The 22,022-nt window shown below is 63.9% G+C and carries 8 protein-coding genes; all 8 read right to left on the bottom strand.

What is annotated here, in order from left to right:
• Positions 1-77: 77 nt before the first annotated feature.
• The 8 genes from ACW9HX_RS08940 to gspK all read right to left on the bottom strand — a co-directional run bounded on the left by ACW9HX_RS08940 (position 78) and on the right by gspK (position 22,021).
• Positions 78-12,602, bottom strand: coding sequence for a filamentous haemagglutinin family protein (locus ACW9HX_RS08940; protein ID WP_457380297.1), 12,525 nt, complete (start codon positions 12,600-12,602; stop codon positions 78-80).
• 199 nt (positions 12,603-12,801) lie between these two features.
• Positions 12,802-13,905 (bottom strand): substrate-binding domain-containing protein, encoded by a 1,104-nt coding sequence (locus ACW9HX_RS08935; RefSeq protein ID WP_457380296.1) that lies wholly within the window; start codon positions 13,903-13,905, stop codon positions 12,802-12,804.
• 514 nt (positions 13,906-14,419) lie between these two features.
• Positions 14,420-15,631, bottom strand: coding sequence for a type II secretion system inner membrane protein GspF (gene gspF, locus ACW9HX_RS08930; protein ID WP_114883555.1), 1,212 nt, complete (start codon positions 15,629-15,631; stop codon positions 14,420-14,422).
• A complete protein-coding gene (gene gspE, locus ACW9HX_RS08925; RefSeq protein ID WP_457380295.1) occupies positions 15,631-17,037 on the bottom strand; it encodes a type II secretion system ATPase GspE in 1,407 nt (468 codons plus the stop codon). Before gspE ends, gspF begins: the two co-directional genes overlap by 1 nt.
• The gene (gene gspD / locus ACW9HX_RS08920; protein WP_457380294.1) at positions 17,034-19,391 is read right to left on the bottom strand and encodes a type II secretion system secretin GspD; all 2,358 of its coding nucleotides are present in this window, start codon (positions 19,389-19,391) and stop codon (positions 17,034-17,036) included. The genes gspE and gspD overlap by 4 nt, the downstream gene beginning before the upstream one ends.
• Positions 19,388-19,933: a type II secretion system protein GspM gene (gspM, locus tag ACW9HX_RS08915; protein ID WP_457380293.1), complete on the bottom strand. Its 546-nt coding sequence runs from the start codon at positions 19,931-19,933 to the stop codon at positions 19,388-19,390. The genes gspD and gspM overlap by 4 nt, the downstream gene beginning before the upstream one ends.
• The gene (gspL, locus tag ACW9HX_RS08910) at positions 19,926-21,071 is read right to left on the bottom strand and encodes a type II secretion system protein GspL (RefSeq protein WP_457380292.1); all 1,146 of its coding nucleotides are present in this window, start codon (positions 21,069-21,071) and stop codon (positions 19,926-19,928) included. Before gspL ends, gspM begins: the two co-directional genes overlap by 8 nt.
• Positions 21,068-22,021, bottom strand: coding sequence for a type II secretion system minor pseudopilin GspK (gene gspK / locus ACW9HX_RS08905; protein WP_457380291.1), 954 nt, complete (start codon positions 22,019-22,021; stop codon positions 21,068-21,070). Before gspK ends, gspL begins: the two co-directional genes overlap by 4 nt.
• Between the last annotated feature and the right edge of the window lies 1 nt (position 22,022).

Below are 22,022 nucleotides of genomic sequence, written 5' to 3'. Positions count from 1 at the left end.
GGATCAACTGGCTGACATCTTCAACATAAAAAAAGGGCGGCCAAATGGCCGCCCGAAGCGTACTACACGAGAGTCCTTTACAACGTCAGCTGCCCCCGTTCCTCCTCCGTCAGCTGCTGTTTCGCCTGTTCATCCAGCGCCCCGGCGCCCAACACCTGCACCGGGCTGTTGGGGTTGTAGCCCGGCGTCGGTGCACGGCTGGCGCCATCGCGGGTCGGGGCCAGTTGTTCGTTGCCGAAGCTGAGTACCTGCACGGTGAACACCGAAGCCTGGTTCTGGCGCGACGCGGCTTGCTGCTGACGGGCGACGTCTTCCGCCGCCTGAGTCGCCGACGAAGCAGCCGAGCTGGCCGAGGTGATGGCCCCGGTGTTGACCGCCGAGACCACCGGCACACCGGTCGCCTTGCCCTGCACCGAGATGTTGGCGGCGTTGACCACCGTCAGCGCGGCGATGTTGACGTTGCCCGAGACGCGAATCCCCGCCTCCCCCGCATCGATGGTGCCCAGCGGCGCGATCAGGTCGATGTCCCCCGGGGCCACTTCGGCAATCGGGTTGAGCGTGGCGATACCGGCGCCGGTGCTCGGCACCGATGGCGACAGGGTCACGTTGCCCCAGGTGTCGTACACGCGCTTCGGCGGGGTGTAGACCACGGTGGTTTTCGAACCGCGACCGGCGTTGATATCGCCCTCGGCGGACCAGCCGAGAATCGAGCCACCAAACGTGGTCATGATCCGGCTCTGCCCCAACAGAATGCTGCCCTCAGAGTAGAGCTGAATATTGCCCGAGCCCTGGGTGATGATCCCCGCCGTCGAGGGCGGCGCCGCGCCTTCGATGCCGAACACCTGACCACCGCCCGGCGTAAGCATCTGGATGTCGCCACCGAACAGGGTTTTCACCCCTGCTCCGCCGTACATCGTGATGTCGCCGTCATAACGGACCGGATTGCCGGCCACATCGGTGGTCGGGAACAGCGAAGCAATGGCGTTACGACCGCGCAGGTAACTGCCTTTGCGTGGGCCATCGGCATCGTTGTATTCCAGGCCACCGGCACGCAGTTCGGCGAAGTACACCTGGCGGGCGAAGATCGCCTGCTCGGCACTCGGTAGCGCTGAGAAGAACGCTTGTGCCTGTTCTGCGTTGCCGCTGAAGCCGTAGCCGAGGGTCAGCCAGCTCTGCAGTTCGTCCAGGTAGGCCTTGGCCACCTTGCCCGGTTGTGAGTTGAGCGAGATGTCCGGATCGGCCACATTGCGTGGATCCAGGTAACGGGCAATGAATCGCGCGTAATCGGGGCCTTGCGCGCCGACACCGGCCTGCAGGACGACACTTGCACCACTGCGCGCGTCTCCTGCCACGATCGATCCAAGGCTGGTGATGCTCGCCCGGTCCTCCATCAGGATATTGCGCCCGGCGTTGATCTCCAGTGTGCCGGGGCCCGCAATGTCGAAGCTGCTGTAGAGAATGTCGCGCCCGGCTGACACCCGCGACAGATCCCGTGGATCGCGGTGAGCAAACAGATTGCCAGTCGAGTAAATGTTTTCCCGGTTTCGGCCCAACTCATCGGTTGGCGCAGATGCAGGCTGACCCAGATAGGTGCCTGACGCCACGATGTCTCGCCCCGCCATCATCCACACCGGCCCCGCTGCTTCATACCAGGTGCGCCCAGAATTCGCGAAGGTCAGGGTCTCGCCACTGCGCACACCGACCAGATCGCCGGTCAGCGCATAGAACCGTGCCGGAGCCTGCACACCACTCAGACCTGAATAGCTCTCGGCACCGAACACAAACAACGGATAGCGCGAGTTTCTATCGGGTGTCACGCCATCGCTGCTGCGATTGCTCATGATCGGCGAACCGCCCGCGTTGCTGGCAAAACCGCTGAAAAACGGCCTGAACGGGGTGGAGATTGCCAACGGGCTGGCGCCTGACTGGTTGATCGCGTAACCCCCGGCGTAAATTGAATCCCCGGCCAACAGTTCGAGTTGCCCTGCGTTAGAGGGTGCCAACAGCAATGAGTAAGACGTCGCCGGCGTTTCATTGCCGACGCCGTAGGCAATCGAGGATCCGGCATAAATCGAGCCTTGGCCGGCCACCGCACGCAAGATCGACGGATACACGAAACGGCCATCGGTCGGCGAACTGTTGAGCCCGCTGACCGGACGTTCTGCCGAGGTTTCCGCCAGTTGGGTGCTCGGCGTCAGATTGCCGCCGGCCGAAAACAGGTCGATGGCGGTTCGTTCGGTCCACAGCGAAAAACCGCTCAGGCCGCCACCGGCATGGACAACGCCGTCAGTGCCGGTGAATGGCGTGGAGTTCTGCAAAGGTACACGTCCGGGGTCCGCCGCACCGCCCAATACCAGATCGCCACGGGTATTGAGGCGCATGCCCGAGTCACCGGGAATCAGCACCAGGCCACCGGATGCATTGCCGGTGGTCGAGGTGAACGGATTGAAGGCGCGGGTTTCGCGCACGTCATGGAACAGGTTCGACGCGCCATATTGCAGGTTGACTCCACCCAGCGCACCCGCCGTCAGCTGCGCCGCACCGCGCAGGTTGATCAGGGCGCCCTGCAGGTCATGCCGTGGCGAAGCCGTTCCGGATACACCTGCCCGGGCCTGGAGCGACGGGTTGAGTGTGCCGCCGATGCGGATGTCCATGTCGCCGCCGCCGGTCAGTTGCAGACTGCCGTCATCGCCGACCCGCCCCGTGCTGCCGACCGCCACGATCAAGCCCTGACTGCGGGGATTGAGATTGTCCTGACCATCGCCGATCGGCCTCAACATGCCGCCATCGGCACCGGCACGCAGGTTGATATTACCGCCGCCCAACGTACCGAATCCGGTGAACCCCACCAGATAAGGCCCGGTATTGTTCTGGACATCCGGCAATAGCTGATTGGCGTAACTGCCGAAATTGATCCACCACGCGGTCGGCACATCGCCATTGCCACTGCCCTGGCGCCACAGCCAGTTACCCACCGCCACGCTCGGCACCTGTTCGCGATACGCCGCGCTGACGGAGTACTTGCGACGACCCAGCACGTCACCGGACACCGAGCCACCGGCATTGATGGTCAGGTTGCCGCCCAACTGCGGATACCAGGCCTGATAGAGGCTATCCGTACCACCGTTGACCCATTTTTCGTTGTCGGCACCGGCACTCCCGAGCACCGAACCATTGTCAGACAGGCGTCCGCGTGGCTGGTCGTAGCGCGCATCGACACCGCTTGACTGGGTGCCGGCGGTGTACACACCAAAAGGCGAATCCATGCTCAGGTTGCCGCCCGCCAGCAGATCCAGATCACCGGTACCGGTGCGCAATACGCTGAACATTTGCGAATGGGTCTGCGCCGAGACGCCAGACTTGTTCTCCTGGCACAGCGACGGATCGAACCCGCAATAACCTGCCACTTCATCGTCGCTCATCGGCGTACCGGCCGGGATGCCCAGCCAGTTGTCCGGCGCCCACGTCCAGCGTGCAATCGGCGCGCAGGCCGTTTCGTCGATGCCGCAAATCGCCAGGTACTCGTCCGATACGGGTTCGTAAGGCGTGAATCCATAGATATTGTCCGGGCTCCACACCATTTTGGGTGGCGCCTCGGTGACCTTCATCCCGTAATGGGTATCGGCCAGACGCAGATTGCCCTCGGTGGTCAGCGGCTTCAGTGCGCGGTTGTCCGCCGCCGAGAGATCGCCCCCGGCCACCACGCGCATCGACCACGAAGCACTGCCCGACGGCAACATGCTCGCTATGGCCCAGTTGCGGCCCTGCTGTGTGCCGGACACGGCACGAAGGTCGATGAACACGGTGCCGTCGGCCAACACCACGTTGGTCATTGACGGAATCAGCGAGCCTCGCAACAGCGCCAGCGAACCGCTGAGTTTTACACCGAAGGTACGATTATCCACATCGACCGCTCCCGGCAGCGGTACACCTTTAGGCCAGCGCATCGCTTGCAGGGATGCACTTTTGTTCAGCCGGATACCGGCGCCCAGTCGACTGCCTGCCGGCAAGGTCAGGCTGTCAGTCAGCAATGTTCCGGCGGCGTACAACAGGTTGCCTCCCGCGTCGTGCAGCGCGCCGGCCAGTACCGTTCCGGCGCTGAAAGTGTACGGTGCGGCCAGCGTGCCCTGGGTCGGTAACAACGTGCCGGCGGCCAGGGTCGCGGCCTGGATCGGCAAGTCATAGTTCAAGACAGCGCCCACCGGGAACTGGGTGCCTTCGGCCAACGAAACACCCGCCCCCGGCACGATCAGATCCCCACCAAATGGCTGCACGCCCGGCAACAGCTTCCAGCCGGCATCGTCCACTGTCTCGGGTGGCGGGGCAAAACCGTCGTTGATGCTGCCGTAGATATCCAGGTTGCCCCCGGCACGAATCACCAGGCTGCCGGACTCGCCGGAACCGTAGACCGTCGTCTTCTGCGTGTGCGGATTGAGGCTGGCGTAACGATAGCCGGACAAGTCCAGATCGCCCTGTACCACCAGGTCGCCATCGGCGGTCTTGCTGGCGATTTCGACGCCGGGACGCAAGTGAAAAACGTCCACATAGCTGGCGCTGTTCAGACCGGCCAGTTTGCGCTGCAGCAAGTCGCTGTTGCCCAGTGCCGCATTGATGAACGTCGTGCTGTCGGCATGAATACGGTTCAGGTAAGCCTGATCGATCACCTGATAAGGACGTCCGCTCGCCGCCGGATCACTGCCATCAACGGCGTCGGTGTAGCGGCGCGTGGCGTTGAGCGAAATGCTGCGCGCGCCCTCGATGTCCAGCGCACCGCTGGCATCGATGGCAACGTCGTTGCCGCCAAGGCGCGGGGCATTCAGCTCCAGCGTGCCACGGGGCAAGCCATCACGTCGTCCCGGCAGATTGCCGGGCGGCGTATCGGTGCCATGGCGCAGGTCGATCCGCGCACCGGAGGCCAGGGCCAACGTGCCGTCACCGGACGTCAGCTCGACCATGGCGCGGTTCGGCGCATCGATGATCTTGCCGTAGCTGTCAACCCGCAGCACACGACCATGGGCGTCGAGCACCGCGTTGCCGTTCAGAGTCAGGCCGTTTTTGCCGGCCAGGCGAATACTGCCCACCCGCTCGCCGCTGGCGTCGATCAGGCCCGCCACGGTCAGGCTGCCGTTGTCCACCGAGACATTGATTTCTCCAGCCTTTAGCCCATCGCCAATCAGCAGGTTGCCTTGCTTGAGCTGGAAGCTGCGGCTGCCGAACACCTGGCCTTCGTTCAGGCGCTGGTTGAGCGAAGCAAAGGCCTGGTTCAGATCGCCGCCCAATTGTTGCGCCCGGATGTCTACGCCAGCCGCCTTGTAGGGCACCCACGTGCCGCCGGCATCGTAATAACCACTACTGGCACCGAGGATCTGCCCTTGCAGATCGACAACACCCGCTCCTGCCCCGAGCGCCACGGCGCTGAGGTTGCCGGCCTGATTGTTGCGCGCTGACAGGTCGATCCGCGAACCGGCGGCCTGGCGGATATTGCCATTGCTGCTGTACAGCGCGATGTCGCCACCCCAGCTGTACTTGTTGATGTCATTGAATGGCAGCGTGCGTCCGGCCACATCCAGTTGCGCACCGCCGGCAAGGTTCACATCGCCCTCGGCCTTGACCACCAGTTTGCCGCTGGCCAGGGCGATGTGGCTGTCGAGCAGCACATCGCGCGCCTCAAGCGTCAGCTCTGCGCCCAACGCATCGGCTACCCCCGAGGCGCCGGCACCGCTCAGCATCAGGCTGCCGCCAGCCTTGAGCCGGTTGACCGACGCGGCTTCGCCGGTGAGCAACGGCGTGCGCAGATTCAGATTGCCGCCACTGTAGGCGTAACCTTTGAGCGGATCGTAAGCGCCCTGCTCCTGATACACCGCCAGGCTGCCTTTGTGGTTGGCAGTGATGCGTTCGCTGGCTGACAGGTTGACGTCGGCAAAGCCGAGCACCAGCCGATCGTTCTGGTCCAGGCCACTGGGTTGCGGGTTGGGGCCGTAACCGAACTCGATGCGTTGCGCCTGGATGTCCAGCGTCCCGCGTCCCGTACCGGCCCCGCCACTGATCACAGTGCCGGGATCCTGGGTCGCGCCGTTCCAGATCAGATTGGCGGTGCGGATGCGCGCCACGTCGCCGGTGTCGCCCAGACCATAGATCGCGGGCGTGGCGAGGACCAGATTCTGCAGTTTGCTCTGGCCGGTCTGCGGGTCCAGTGTGTCGAGGGTGACGCTGCCAAAGAAGTTGAAGGCATCGCGCGTTGTCAGGCTCAGGGTTTCCAGCGCCGGCGCCCCGAATTGAGTGTCCCCGCGCAACAGTCGGTCGAGGACATTCTGGTTCAGCGTCAGACCGGCCGGGACTCGAATGCCCGCCGCCGCCAACGCCTGCGCACTGCCGGCGTTGACCGCACCGACCGCCAGCGCCAAATGGCGGGTGCCGAAGCGGACCGCCTCGTCCAGCTCGAACTGTTTGTCAGTGGCGGCGGTGATACTGCCGTTGGAATAGAGCAGCGCCGGGTTGTTGCACACGGTCGTTGAACATGTGCCGATCCGCAAGCTACCGGCACCGGTGGTGTCCGTCCCCACATCAGGCGCCAGCACGTTGGTCCAACCGTTGGAGACCAACAGCAGACTGGCCGCACCCGGCTGATAGATGAAACCGGCCGAGGAATCATAGGCTACGTCGCCACGCCCCAGAGTGTTGATCCCGGCACCGGCTTCGATAGTGATGCCGCCAGCCGGCGAAGCCGTGCGCAGCAATACTTCCGGAGCCGACAGGATGGCGCCGTCACGCAGCGTGATCGCGGAAGTGTCACCGGTGAACGTGATCATGTTGCCTGCGGCGCTGTAGTCCACTATCGGCAGTGAGCCGACGGTCAGGCGTCCGGCGTTCAGGTTATTGAGGGCATCGGCATACAGAGAAACGCCCTTGAAGCCTGGCGTAGGTGAACGTCCTGCACCGAGAATCTCGAAACTCTGGGCTGCATTACCCCCACGAACGACCGCCGTGCCCGGCACCCCGCCAGCGTCGGCGTTGAACAGCGCCTGCCCTTTGAAGTCCAGCGCCGTCGCGTGGTCGCCACCGTTCACCAGACGCAGGTTCAGGGTCTTGCCGTCCATCGGTGCCAATGCCCGTGGCAATCCACGCCGCGCCGCATCGCTTTTGATGAACTGAGTGAAACCGGTCTCGTTGTACTGGGAATAGCGGCGCAGTACATCTGCCGGAGTCAGAATCACCTGACTGGCCAGGCTGTCGTGCAAACCGGTGTTGGCAATCGACAACTGCCCCGAGCTGCTCCACGATCCGTTGCGCATTTTCAGTGCCGGCCCCATTGCGGCAGGCGTGGCCTGCCCGTTGACCTCGACCCTGAATGCGCCGGGCAGCAAGGCGAACGTTGATGGCAGCAGCGTGTACGTTCCCGCCGCCAGACCCGGCACGCCAGCCCCTACGGTAATCTGCTGGCCGATTCGCGGGTCCACTGCCCCCGCTTCGGCGAGCATCGGCGCGTAAGCACTCTGATTGCCGGGGACGATGGCATACACCGGATTGCTGCCCAGTCCCGGCAGGCTGAAGGTGCCATCGCTGGCATTGCGCACCAGCGGATTGAAACGCGCGTCCGTCGAGCCTCCCCGCCCGGACACGAAACCGGCACCGCGCAAATCGCCACCGCCCGACAGGTCGATCAATGCGCCGTTCTGCACATCAACGTATTGCGAGGTCAATGTCACACCGGTTTCAAGCGTGGTGCCGAAACTGCCGGTGATCCCCCGCAACACCACCGACTTGCCGTTGTAGCGATAGTCGATGCCGTCGGTGGTGCCGCCGTAAGGCATCACCAGGCCGGCGCCGCTGACGGACGTCACACTGCCCGGCAACAACTGCACTTCACGGGTTTTGATCACCAGATCGTCACCCAGCGTGATCAACCCCAGCGGTGCCCGAATGACACCGCCCTGCTCGATCCGGCCGGCCGCCAGCATCAGGTTGCCGAACACCGAATACGGCAGCGCTTGCGGCGCCGGCGCCAGGCTTTCGATACGCAGCGTGCGCAGCGGAATCACATCCGGTTGCACGCTCTGGTAGCCCACTCGCACTTCGGCGGTGGCACCGCTGGCGGGATAGATCTGCGCGGCGCCGAGGCTCAGATCGCCGGGCGTCCACAACTCGGTTTTACCGGCATTGCTGGTCGGCGCCAGGAAGCGTAAATCGCCACGGCTGGCGAGCGACACCTGATCGAAGCTCCGCCGACTGACCTGCACGGCCGATGCGTCGCTTTGCAGGATCGAGCCCGAAGTGCCGAACGACAGGCTGTTGCCAACGTCCAGCAGGTTCGCCGTGGCGGTGAATTGCCCGGCGGAAAGGTGGGTGGTCGGGGTGTTCATGACCTGGGGACGGATGTACCCGTTGGAGATGAAATAACTGCCGATGCCTGACAGACGCAGGTAAGGCGCCGCCAGATCGACCCGGGCGTTGTCTTTTGACGCTACAGCCAGAGACAGTGAGCCGGCATACAGGCTCAGGCTCTGGTTCATGTGCAGCGCGACGTCCCCCTCGAACGACAGCAAGCCATTGCTCAACAGGTTGAGGTTGTCGAAGCCGCCGGCCATCAACTGATCGGCGCTCAGACGGGCCCGGCCATAACGCAAGCTTTCTGCGGTATCTCCCGGCTGCAGGTCAACCGGCAGCAGCGCATTGCCCGGGCCTTGGCCGATGATCATTTCACGGGCTGCTCGCACGCCGTTGCTGGCGTGGTCACGGCTGTACAACGGTGTATCCAGAGCGATGTCCAGACGCCCGCCCGCCGCACCGGCGCCACCGGCGGCGGCATTCAGGCGGCCGTCGATGAACAGGCCGTTGTAGGAACTCAAGGCAATGCGCCCACCATCGGTGGCAATTCGGGTCGGCCCCTGGCCGGCAACATTCAGTACACCCTCGGCACCGGATGCCTCCAGGCGTGCGCCGTTGCGCACGATCACATACGCATCGGCGGAGGTCGCCGTGCCGCGTTTTGTGTCGATTTCCCCGCCGATGATGATGCTGCCGCCCTTGCCGACCTGACCGTACACACGCCCCAGTGCATCGACGGCCGTGTCGACACGGCCGGCCACGTCTAGTACCGCGTGTTCGCCGATCCAGATCGAACGGTTATGGACGTTGCTGTCCGCCTCCTGCGAGGCGGTGGCGACATCGTTGAAGCCGAACTGCTGCTGACGAATATCGACCGTGCCGCCCCACGCATTCAGTTCGCCATCGACGGTGATTTGCCCGGCACCGCGCAGGTTGATGCGCTGGCCTGGATCGACACTGATCCGTGAGCCCTGGCTGAGTGTCAGCGCACTGTTGGCAGGGTCTATCAGGCTGATCAGGCTGGCCCCGGCCTGCAACGTCAGGCTCGCGCCGCTGCGTTGGGTCAGCAGGCCCTTGGTCGGGTTTTCCTGGTACAGCGTCGGGGTCCAGAGCTGCAGCGCGGATTGTGGATCGGCGCCACTGGCCTGACCGCTTACCGCATCACCGAAGCGATAAACCGGCATCGCCACCTCGATGGCCGTACCGTCGGCGACTTCCAGCCCGCTCACACCAATGATGTTGTAAGCGGAGAAACCCTTGGCGAACAGATCCGGCGCCAGTTGCAGCGTGTTGTCGGCCAGCGCTTTGTCGGATACGCCGATCCGTACTTTGTTGGCCTGCACCGTCAGCGTACCGCCGCCGGTCACACCGTAACCGCGCACGTCGCTGTCGAGCGTCAGGTGCGATGTGCCCGGCGCGGAAATCGCGCTGGACTCCACGTTCAGGTCACCGCCCTTGCCGCCGCGGGTCTTGCCGTTGGCCAGCAGTGCGCCGCCGGACGAAACGTCCAGTACGCTGCCGGCTGCGAGGTCGATGTCCGCGCTGCTGCGGATCGAAATCGAGCCACCGTTCAGGTACGCGAGGCTGGCGGTGTCGTCCGGGGCGGTGCGCAAGTTGCTCCACAGACCTCGGGTATCGAGGTGCACACCTTCGGCCACGCTCACCTTGGCCGTTTTGCCGGCTGAAGGCTTGAGCTGAGTGTCGGCCAGCGTATTGGTGAACTGATTGAGCACGTTGCCCAGGCGCAGGCTGCCACCACGTGCGGTCAGGCTGGCGTTGACCTGCACATCCGGTGCGTACAGCGTGATATCGCCACCGGCATCGACCGTCACCCCGTCGTTGACCGTGATCCCCTGCGTGGCTGACACCTTCAACGTCCCGAGACGAAAGCCATTGAGCTGATCGGCATCGAGGAACAGCTTGCCGGTACGTTCTTCGGACACCGCGCCCGTCAAATCCAGATCGTTGCCGCCCATTGATCGATCGCCACCGATCTGCACTTGATCCAGCACGGGGTTGAGGGCGTATTGCAACCCACCGGTCGCCGCCGCCCAGGTCGGGGTGTAGGTGCCGATCAGCAGCTGAGCGCGCCGGGCCCGCGCGGTCTGGCTCTGCTCGTATCCGTCGAGTACGGCACGCGGGGCTTGAGTCTGGCGCTCGCCCTGAAACACATCGCCGCTCAACTGTCCGTTGAGCACCGCGCTGCGTGTGGCGATCACCAACTGCCCGGCATCGCGACCCACGGTGTAGCCGGACTCGAAGCGCTCGCGCGGGGCGATCAGCGGGTTATAGAAAAAACTCGTCTGCCCCCAACGTTCGCTGTGATCTTCATAACCCTTGTACAAACCGCTGTAGAGCAAATCTCCCGGCGCCCTGGATACTTCGTACAAACGCCCGTCCGCCCCGCGCAGCCAGCTCTGGCGAATGAACCCGCTCTGCACATCGAGGGTGCCACCGGACAGGTTGATCAGCGACCCCTTCTCGGTAACCACGTCGTTGCCGCTGAACGTCACGTTGCCACCCTGAGCCATCCATTCGCCGATGCTGTGGCCTTGAGTGCCGAGGTAACCGCCGACTTCCAGCAAGCCACCGGCGGTGTACCAGCGATCACTGGCGTAGCCGTTGGTGCCGGCGGGCACATACACCAACTCACGCACATCGACCCACACGTCGTTGCTGTTGAGAGCGCCTTTCTCGCGGTTGGCCGAGGCGTCGCGCTGCTCATTGCCCTGAACGTTGATCTTGATGCTGTTGGATTCCATCGCCACTTTCACGCCGATGGCGCCGGACACATCGATCAGCGCACCGTCGCGCACCAGGCTACGGCGTTGCGCGGCCACCGCCACCTGACCGCCCGTGGCAAGGGTGATCGAACCGTTCTGGAACTCGACGCTGCCGCCGCTCTGAATGTCGATCCGTGACTGGTCGCTGCGGATCCGGTTGTTCGCATCGACTCCGGCCAACGCCGCCCGATGCTGGCTGTCGAGCGCAGTCAAATCACTGCTGTCGAGCATGATTGCCGTGGCACTGCCCTGCCCCAGCGTGACGCTGCCGGCGGTGTCGGTGGCGGGGTTGAGTAAATGAATCGTGCCGCGAGTGGCGACCGAGGTACTGGCGAGCAGCACACCGCTCTGCACCACCTCGTGGCCGGTCAACGTGATGTCGCCGGTGGCGGCTTGTATCAGGCCATTGTTGGTGACTTTTCCGGCCGCGCTGTCGGCCTTGAAGCCCGGCGTCACTTCGTTGCCGAACGTGGTCGAGTAAACGTTGCCCTGGGTGCCGGAACCTTTGCGAATGTAGAAGCGATCGCCCGCGCCGAGTACGGTCTGCCCCTTGGCGGTGCTGATACTGCCGTCGTTCTGCACTTCGTTGCCGAGCAGCAAGGCGTAACCGCCGGCGTCGGTGGAGACCGCTGGCTTGTGGGTGACGATGGACGCGCCCCGCTCCACCAGCACTTTGCCTGCGGCGTCGGTGAAGGTCGGCTGGCTGCCCGTGCTGTCGAAGTACAGCCCGCGGTCACGGAACTGGATGTCGGTGATGTTGGCCGCCGCCGCGACCAGGTTACGCACGTTGACCTGACTGCTGCCGCTGAAGACGATGCCGTTGCGGTTGATCAGCATCACCGTGCCCGCGCCCTTGATCTGGCCCTGGATCTGGCTGGGGCGCGCATTCGGGTCGTTGACCCGGTTGAGCACCGCCCAGTTCGATTGCTGGGCGAATTCCACCGTGGTGTTGCGGCCGACGTTGAAGGTTTCCCAATTGAGAATCGCTTTGTCGGCGGTCTGCCCGATTGTCACCGTGGTCTTGCCGTCGGCTTGCGTCTGCTGCGGGCCGGTCGCGTTCTGCCAGCCTTGCGTGAGGCCGTTGTCGACCTTCAATCCACCCTCGCCTAGGCCGTCCGGTACAAACTGAACGCTGCCCAATGCAGCCGCCCGCCCGGCGGCTTGCGCAGCCTGTTGGGCGGCAATCGCCGCGACGGTGTTGTTGAGTGTCTGCAACGAGCGTTGCAATTGTTGGCTGGCTTTCTGCTGTTGCGCCAGCGGCGGGGTCATCCCCGGCAACCCGGCCCCCCCCGGTCGCGCGGCGGCGGTCTGTTGCGCAGCGCCCTTGGCGGCGAACCAGCCGGAACTGAACGCCGTCGCGGCCTCGGCGCTGCCCGCCACCAGACACAACGCCACGGCCTGCGCCAGCGGCTTGAGCAGCCACAGTGCCGGATCGACGGCTTCACGCTTGAACAACGGGACACGGGCATTGCGACGGGATGGGCGAGCGAGCATCACTACGAAATCCTTTTTGATTGCCAAACTAGGCTGCGGGCCGGCAACTGCCTGCGGTTACGACATAGGCGGTTGGCGAGGGGCGCGACCGAACGGATGTCACACAAACTTCATGTTCGGGGAGTAATTGGCGGCGATTACCGGGCAAAAAAAATGGCGACAACCCGAAGGTTGCCGCCATGCGTTACGACAGCAGGTGTTACTGAGGACGGCCGACGGTGTTGCAGGCGTTGGCGTTGTTGATGTCCAGGTTGTTGCCCGAGGAGTTGGTGATGAAGTTGGCGGTCACAGCATTTTTCCAGCCGGTAGGAACCGGGATGAAACCGTGGGCACTGGTCGCGGTGTTGTTGCCTGGGTTGCTGTAGTGAGTGGTCAGGAAGGCTTTGACATCAGCGGCCACGGCTGCGTCCTTGTAGCACTGGCCGAAGATGAAGTTGGTGTAAGCCACGATTGGATAACCGGAGGTTGGATTGGCAACGACCGGTACCCATTGCGATGGGTCCGAAGGGGTGGTTGGCAGTGGCGCCGAACCCAGAGCCAGGGTCACGTTGAGGCTGGTTGGCTGAACACTGTTGATGCGCGCAACCACAGCGTTGCTGGCAGCGTTCACACCGTCCGGACCGACATAACCGATCGAACCATCGACCGCGTTGACGGTAGTGGCGACGTCAGAGGTGTTGGCAACGCCGACCCAGTTCGATGGCAGCGCGGAACCGGCTGGCAGACGAGCGTTGGTGAAGGTGGAGTTGACGGCGAACTTGGTCGGGCAGACCGAAGCCAGGTGACGGCTGAGGATTTCAGTCGTGCCGCTGGAAACGTTGCGGTAAACCACGCGGATCGGGGTGCTGTCGGTGGTACCCAACAGGGCGCCCCAAGTGGTGACGTTGCCGGACAGCGCATCACACAGCTGTGTGCTGGTCAGGTTCAGAGCGGTCTGACCGGCCTTTTTGTAAGGAATGGCAACCGAAGTAGCCACCGAAGGCAGTTGGATCAGCGGGCCGTACGAACCGCTGTAGGTGGTGTTGTAGGTGCTGATTTCCGAAGCGCTGAGGATCGAGTCGCTACCGGCGAAATGCACAGTACCGGTGGTTTTGAACAGGGCGGCATTGTTGGTCAGGAACGCGGATTTACCAACACCGCTGCCGGTGACTTCGTAGCTGAAGTTGGCTGGCAGGATGCTGTTGGCAGAACCTTTGTACAGAGCGGCAGGCAGTGAAGCGCCACCACCGGTTACGGCCATGGCCTGGGCGGAGGCCAATGCGGCGACAGTCAGTGAGGCTGCGATCAGAGTGCGCTTGAACATGAAGAATCTCCTTTTCAACGTTGGTTGTGAACACAGGTTTTCAGGGGACTTGCATGACACTGGGAAGACTCACCGCCGACCTTCGCAAGCGGGGTCCGTGGTTAAGTCGCACTGAGAAATTCGCAGTTTCCGGTGACAGATAAAGGAAAAAACCTCGGGAGGTGCGAGGTGATTTTCGAGGGAATTTCTCGGGTGTTCCGGGGGTTGGCCGGAGTGTCTACGGCAAGCTTTTCGAGGGAATGGGCCACAGCCCTTGAAGGGCCGTTGCAGATGACAGAAAGGAGAACCCGAGGATGGCTGGATCGAGGCTCGGGTGCTGGAGAATCCTTTGCAAAAATGCTGAATTATTTATTGCTCTGACTGGCCCTATCGCTGGCAAGTCGAATCGTCGCACCGCAGCTCCCACAGATTTTTGTGTTGGGAAGAAAATTGCATTAACAACACCGACCACTGTGGGAGCGGGCTTGCCCGCGAAGAGGCCGGAACAGGCAACCTCCAGACATCAGGCATAGCACTACTGCACCAACTGGTTGATCTCGATGATCGGCAACAGCACCGCCATCACAATCACCAACACCACCCCGCCCATCACCACAATCATCAGCGGTTCAAGCAGCGCAGTCATACCCATCGCCCGGCGCTCGATATCGCGGGACAGGGTTTGTGCGGCGCGTTCGAGCATCGGCGGCAGCGCACCGGTTTTCTCGCCGCTGGCGATCAGGTGAATCAGCACCGGCGGGAACACGTTCTCCACTTTCAGCGCTGCCGCCAGGTTGACGCCCTCTCGCACCTTGGCAGTGGCCTCATTGACGCTCAGACTCAAGCGATCATTCGACAAGGTCTGCCGTGCCGCCTCCAGCGCCCGCAACAACGGCACCCCGGCGCCGCCGAGAATCGCCAGCGTCGAGGCGAACCGTGCGGTGTTCAGCCCCAGCACAAACCGCCCGATCAGCGGCAACTTCAACACCCGATGATGCCAACTCAAACGCGCCGCCGGGTTGCGCAAATACAGGCGCCAGCTCCAGAACGCGCCGGCCATGACGCCTGCGCACAACCAGCCCCAGGCACGGATGAAATCACTGGCATTGAGCATCGCCAGCGTCAGCCCCGGCAGATCCTGCCGCGCCTGGGAAAACGCGCTCACCACCTGCGGCACCACGTAACTCAACAGGAAAATCACGATGCCGATCGACACCAGCCCGACCACGCCCGGATAGATGAACGCGGTGAGAATCTTGCCGCGCAGGTTGTTGCGTTCCTCGATGTAATCCGCCAGCCGCTCCATCACCTGCGCCAGATCCCCGGACTCCTCGCCCGCCGCAATCAGCGCCCGGTAAATCTCCGGAAAATCCCGTGGCCGCGCCGCCAGCGCTTCGGCCAGGCGCATGCCGCTGCGCACGTCGGCACGAACGGCGCTGAGGGTGTGGGCGATGTGCTTTTTTTCCGCCTGTTCGACCGTGGCGCTCAGCGCGGCCTCCAGCGGCAGACTGGCGCCGAGCAGGCTCGACAGTTGCCGGGTGGCCCACGCCAGGTCGTTGTCCGACAGCCGTGCACTGAACAATCCACCGCCGCCATGCTGGGAGACGTTGCTTTCCTTCTCCACCGACAACGCCGTCAAGCCACGACCGCGCAGCACGCCGAACGCGGCGCCTTGACTGTCCGCCTCCAGATGCCCGGACTCGATCTTGCCGCTGGCATCGGCGGCTTCAAAACGATAGCGATTCATCAGGCGTCCCGTGTCACACGAAGGATTTCTTCCGGCGCCGTGGCACCGCTGCGAATCCAGCGCTCGCCGTCCTCGCGCAGGCTGAACATCCCGGCCTTGCTCGCGGCCGCACGCAACGCCTGCTCCCCTGCCCCTTGGTGAATCAGGGTGCGGATGTCGTCGTCGATGCAGAACAACTCATGAATGCCGGTACGACCGCTGTAACCGGTGTGATTGCACGCCGCACAACCGACCGGGCGCCAGGTGCTGGGGGTGGCCGGGTCTTCCTGTTTGCACTGGTTGCACAGCCGCCGCACCAGCCGCTGCGCCAACACCCCAAGCATCGACGAGGCCAGCAGAAACGGTTCGACGCCCATGTCGACCAGGCGGTTGACCGCCGACACCGCATCGTTGGTGTGCAACGTCGCGAGCACCAGGTGACCGGTCAGCGAAGCCTGCACCGCGATCTGCGCAGTTTCCAAATCGCGGATCTCGCCGATCATGATGATGTCCGGGTCCTGCCGCAAAATGGCGCGTAGCGCGAGGGCGAATGTCATGTCGATCTTGGCGTTGACCTGAATCTGGCTGATGCCCGGCAAGTCGTATTCCACCGGGTCTTCTACGGTGAGGATGTTGCTGGTGCTCGCATCGAGCCGCGCCAGTGCCGCATAGAGACTTGTCGTTTTGCCGCTACCGGTGGGGCCGGTGACCAACACGATGCCGTGGGGCTGGCGTATCAGGTGATCGAGTTTGGCCAGCACCTGCGCGTCCATGCCCAACGTTTCGAGATGCAAACGCCCGGCCTGCTTGTCCAGCAAGCGCATCACCACCCGCTCGCCATGGCCGGTGGGCACGGTGGAAACACGAATGTCGATGGGCCGCCCCGCTACGCGCAACGCAATGCGCCCGTCCTGCGGCAAGCGTTTTTCGGCGATATCGAGCTGCGCCATGATCTTGATCCGCGACACCAACGCACCGTGCAACGCCTTGCGCGGTGAGACCACGTCGCGCAGGGTGCCATCGACCCGGTAGCGCACCACCGAATGGGTCTCGAACGGTTCGATGTGAATGTCGCTGGCCTCGTCCCGCGCCGCCTGGGTGAGCAAGGCGTTGATCATGCGGATTACCGGCGCGCCGTCCTGGGTGTCGAGCAGGTCGGTGATTTCCGGCATGTCCTGCATCAGGCGGTCGAGGTCGACTTCGTTTTCCGCTGCGCCCACCACCGCCGCCGCGCTGCCGGTGTCGGCGTAGGCCGTGGCGAGCAAGCCGTCGAGTTCGTCATCGCGCACCCGCTCAAGCCTGGCCGCGCCGAACTGCCGGCGCACCTCGCTGATCGACCAGCCCGGCGTCGACGGGCACACCGTCAGCACGCCGTCGCGCAGCAGAATCCGCTGCGCCTTGGCCCAGGCGTAAGGCAATGCGCTCATTGCAGCGGCACCGCTTTGATGGTCGCGCGCGGGCCGGTGCCCGGCAGCGTCGCCGGCACGCCTTGCGCTGCGGTCGGCAATTGCGGCGCCTGCATGTCCGGCATCGCCCAGCTGCGTTCCGGTTGCAGACCGCCCTGAGCACGGCGCATGAAGTCGTAACGGTTAAGCGTGATGCTGCGCCCCGCCGCGCTGTCGCGAATGATGTACGGGCGCAGGAACACCATCAGGTTGGTCTTGGTGATCGAGCGGCGTTCGTTGCGAAACAGCGCGCCCAGCCCCGGAATGTTCGAGAGCCAAGGCACCGCGTCATTGCTCTGGCTGTAGCCGTCCTGCAGCAGACCGCCGAGCACCATGATTTGCCCGTCGTCGAGCAGGATGCTGGTGTCGATCGCACGTTTGCTGGTGACGATCCCCGCCGAGGTCGAAGCAGCCGAAGCACGTTCGTCGATGCTGCTGACTTCCTGATAGATGTCGAGCTTCACCGTACCGCCCTCGGAAATCTGTGGCCGCACGTTGAGCTTCAAACCGACCTCTTCGCGGGTCACGGTCTGGAACGGGTTGTTGCTGGTGCCCCCGCCGCCGGTGACATAGCTGCCGCTGACAAACGGGATGGTCTGGCCGACAAAAATGCTCGCGGCTTCGTTGTCCAGGGTCAGCAGGTTCGGCGTCGACAGCACGTTGGTGCCGCCCTTGCTCTTCAGGGCCCGGGCCAGCACTTTCAGGTCGAGAATCTTGCCGATGCCGGGGATATCGACGGTGCCGTTGACGTAGCCGAGGTTCAAGCCTTTGGGCAACACGTCGACACTGGTCTTGCCGTTGACGTTGATCCCCGAACCACCGAGGTTGGCGCCGCCGATCACGCCATTGCCAGCCAGATTGCCGGTCTGCCATTGCACACCGAATTCGCTGGCATCGTCCTCGCCGACTTCGACGATCAGGCTCTCGATCACAACTTGGGCGCGGCGCTGGTCGAGCAGGTCGATGACTTCGCGCAGGTTGCGGTACAGCGGTTCCGGCGCGGAAATCAGCAAGGTGTTGGTCGTGGCGTCGGCCTGAATGGTCACACCGCCGGCGCTGAAGGCGACGTTCTGTTCGCTGCTTTGCGCATTGCTGCTGCCGCTGTTGGTGCTGCTGCCCTGAGCGTAACTGCCGCCGGTGCTGCCGCTGTTGGTGGTCGAAGTGCTGCCGTTGGTTTGCGTGCCGCTCTGGCCGTTCTGCCCACCGCTCGAGTTGGTGGAGCTGCCCATGGCGCTGAGCACCGAACGCGCACTGTCGCTGGTGCCGCTGTCGCTCTCGCCGGTGAGCAAGCCGCGCAGTGCCTGGGCCAGTTTGCCGGCCTGAGCGTTACGCAGATAAACCACGTGCAGGTTGCTCGGGTTGCTCTGGGCGTTGTCAAGTTTGTAGATCAGGTTGCGCGCCAGCTCCGTGCGTTCGGGGCTGCCGGCGCGGATGATGATGGTGTTGGAGCGCGGGTCGCCGATCACCGCGATTTTCTGCGTCGGGTCATTGCCCGGTGCGTCGAGCAGGTCGGCGACCATCGGCGCGATGTCGGCGGCGATGCCGTTCTGGATCTGCACCACGTCGGTGTCGATGGCGCTCGGGGTGTCGATGCCCTGAATCAGTTGCGCGACCCGCGTGAGGTTCTCGGCGTAGTCGGTGACGACGATGGTGTTGTTGCCCGGATAGGCGTTGATCGGGTTGTTCGGCGACACGATCGGGCGCAGCACCGGGATCAGGTTCACCGCGTTCTCGTATTGCAGGCGGAACGTGCGGGTGAGCATGCCGTTGCCGGCCGGTTTGTCGGCGCTGTAGATCGGCCCGCCGAGCAACTTGGCATCGGCCTCCGGCACCACCTGCGCCACGCCGCCGACGTCCACCACGCTGAAACCCTGCATGCGCAGCGCCGCCAGCAACATGTCGTAAGCCTGATGCGCCGGTACCTGGCCCTCGGAGACCAGCGTCAGGTTGCCCTTGACCCGAGGGTCGACCAGAAACTGCTGACCAGTGGAGCGCGACAACGCTCGCACCACCGCTTGAATATCGGCATCGACGAAATTCAGCGTCACCGGTTGATCGCCCAACGGATTGGCCGGCAACGTCGTGCCCCGAACCGAACCGCCACTGCGGGCGCGTTCGGTGATGTTGTGCAATTGCTTCGGCGCAGGTCTGACCTGAGCCTGCGCCCGCTCGCGGTCGAGCACCGCGTCGCCACTGCGCTGGGTGTTGGCCAGCGGCCGGCCGAGTTCGCTGTCCACCAGCAGCGGCGGTTGATTCGGTGGCGTGGTGTTGCTGCACGCGCTCAATGCCATCAACAGCATCGGCAACGCCATGCGTTTGGATCCTGACCCCTTCATGAAGCTTCCTTAGCGCCCAGCGCCTGATCCATGCGTACGGTGCCCGACAGAGTGCCGGCCGTGTCATCGGTCGCGGCGTCGTCTGCGCGTTGCAGACGGGCCTCGACTACTTGCAGTGAAAAATTCCGGGGTTGGCTCAGCAGCCAGTCGAGCACGGCGTCGGCCGGTGCGGCGTCGAAGGTCAACTGCCAGCCAGCGGACGCGGCCGCCAATTGGTAATGGCCGCCCAGTCCGCTGGCCTGCAAGGTCTGTTGCAGCGACTGCTCCAGGTTTTGCCCGTCGGGGCGCACGCTGACGTCGCGCAACAGCACTTCCAGCGCTTCGGCCTGGGCGCGCAGTTTTGGCGTTTCGACTTGCGAGGCGGCGATCTTCTTCAGCGGCGGCTGAATCAACGCCACCCACACAAACAGCCCCAGCAACAGCGCCGCCATGCCGCCGACCATGCGTTTTTCCCGCACGGCCAACGGCTGCCAACGGGCCTGCAACTGAGCATTGAAGCGCTGCCAACCGGCGCGGTATTTCGCAAGCGATGGGCTATTCATCTTCGGCTCCGCTGCTGTCGTCGTTGTCGGTGGTGGCGGTCGCCTCGCCGGCCGGGCGCAAGACCCAGCCGTCGTCATTCGGGCTGATGCTGATGCCGGCCTGGGCCAACGTGCCTTGCCAATCCTTGTCGTTGCCCGAACGCCGCGCCTCGGGCAGCAGACTCAATTGCAACGCGCCGTCGACAAACTCCAGCCGCTGCACCGTACCGGCCATCGACGGCATGCCGCTGCCGGCCTGCGACACCAGCCGCGTGAAATCCTGCCCCGGCGCATCCACCGCGCCTTGCTGGCGCGCAGAGATTTGCTGGCGGGCCTGTTGCAGCGGATTGAGGATCACCGGCAACTCGGGGAACGCCTGCTTCACCCGTTGCGCCATCTGCGCCTTGAGCTGCTGGCCCTGCCCGGCCTCGCGGGCGGCGTACAGGTTCAAACCGATCACCCACACCGCCATTGCCAGCGCACAACAACCGAGCGCCCTGCCCCAACCGCGATGCTCTGCGCCCGGTTGCTGGAGGCCGCCATGCAGGCCCCAGTTCGGCAACGGGCCGGAGCAGCGTTGCGTGTCGGCCAATGTCGATTGCACCGCCTCAGGCGCGCCGTCACCGATCCAGTGCGCCGGCAGACCGGTTTCCAGCAGCCACGCTTCGTCGATCATCGGCTGCACCTGCGCCGCATTCGGGCCGTGGCGCAGCAACAGATGATCGTCGTGCAGGCAGCCGACACCGCCAGCCATCACCGGCAAGCTGTAGACCGCCGGGTACAGGCCTTTTAGGTTCAAGCCGAATTGCCCGAGGTGCTGCAAATCCTTGCGTGCTACCCAGGCAATCTGCACCTGGCCGCTTTCATTGCGAGCACTGTGGGCGATGTGCATCTCGGCGCTGTCGCCGAGCATCAAGGCCTGCGCCGCACATTGCACAGCGGCAGCGGTTTTGTTCGCGGGCAACGGCGGCAGATCGATACTCGCCAACAGGCTGTCCGACGGGTGCAGAAAGCAAACCAACGGTTGCTTCGGCAGCGCGCCGAGCCGCGCGCGTTCCTGGCGCACGACCTGCCCCTGACGATCCAGCCAAGCACAATCCACTTCACTGTCGAGACTCAGCTCCGCCAGCGGCGGCAAACTCACGCGCAACGGGCTCATACGCCCACCCGCGACCAGATCACTTGTGGCAAACGATCCTGACTGCGATGCAACAACGCATCGAGGCTGACCCGCCGCTGATCCCGCCGCGCCTGCCCGCGCAGCCGGAACCAGTCACTGGTGATGCCGACCTTGACGCTGGTGATCTCCAGTTGCGGCAGTCGCAGCCGATTGACGAAATCCCCGCGATTGATAAACCAGCGCCCGGCGTCACGCTCATTGATCAACGCCTGCGCCCGCTCCAGCGACAACCCCGGCACATACGCCGCCAGCACCGGCGCCGTGGCCGTGTTGCCATTGAGCCAGGTGGTCGCCGGAATCACCGTCAGGTACGGCGCCAGTTTCGCCAACAGCGCATCGTTGACCCCGTCGACACTGCGCAAATCGTCAAGCGTGCGCAGCATCGGCAAGGTCGGCGATTGCGGTTTGCGCGAAGCGGACGGCGACGTCGCGCGCCCACTGTCGAAGGTGTTTTTCGCCACAGGCTTGTCCACCACTTGGGCATTCAACAGGTGCGGATAAGAGCCGATCACCCGCTGACTGATGCGTCGGCTCAAACCGCTGCTGACACCAATCAACTCGCACAAGCGCTCGAACGCCTGCACCTGCGCGTCATCGATCCGCTCGTTGGCCACCAGATTGCGCAGGTTGAACTTGCCCTGCTCGTCCTCCAGCCGCCCTTCGAAACCCTGGGTGTTCAAGCGCTGTGCCCAGGGTTGATCGAGTCGGGTCAGCGGATCGCGCTGCCGCGCGTCCCACAATAATTGCCGGCTGATCTCCAACCCGCCGTGCAACACCCAACGGCCCTGCACGCGCAGTTGTTCGGCTTCCAGCGCCCGGGTCGCAACGCTCTGGCGAGTCAGCATGCCGGCGGCAATCACTGCGACCACCGCCGCAATCAGCAGCGCACTGATGATCGCCATCCCCTGCTGGTTCGATTGGCTGTTCATG

This window comes from Pseudomonas sp. SDO52101_S400, from assembly GCF_054071635.1.
This window is presented reverse-complemented; position numbering and strand designations above follow the sequence as displayed.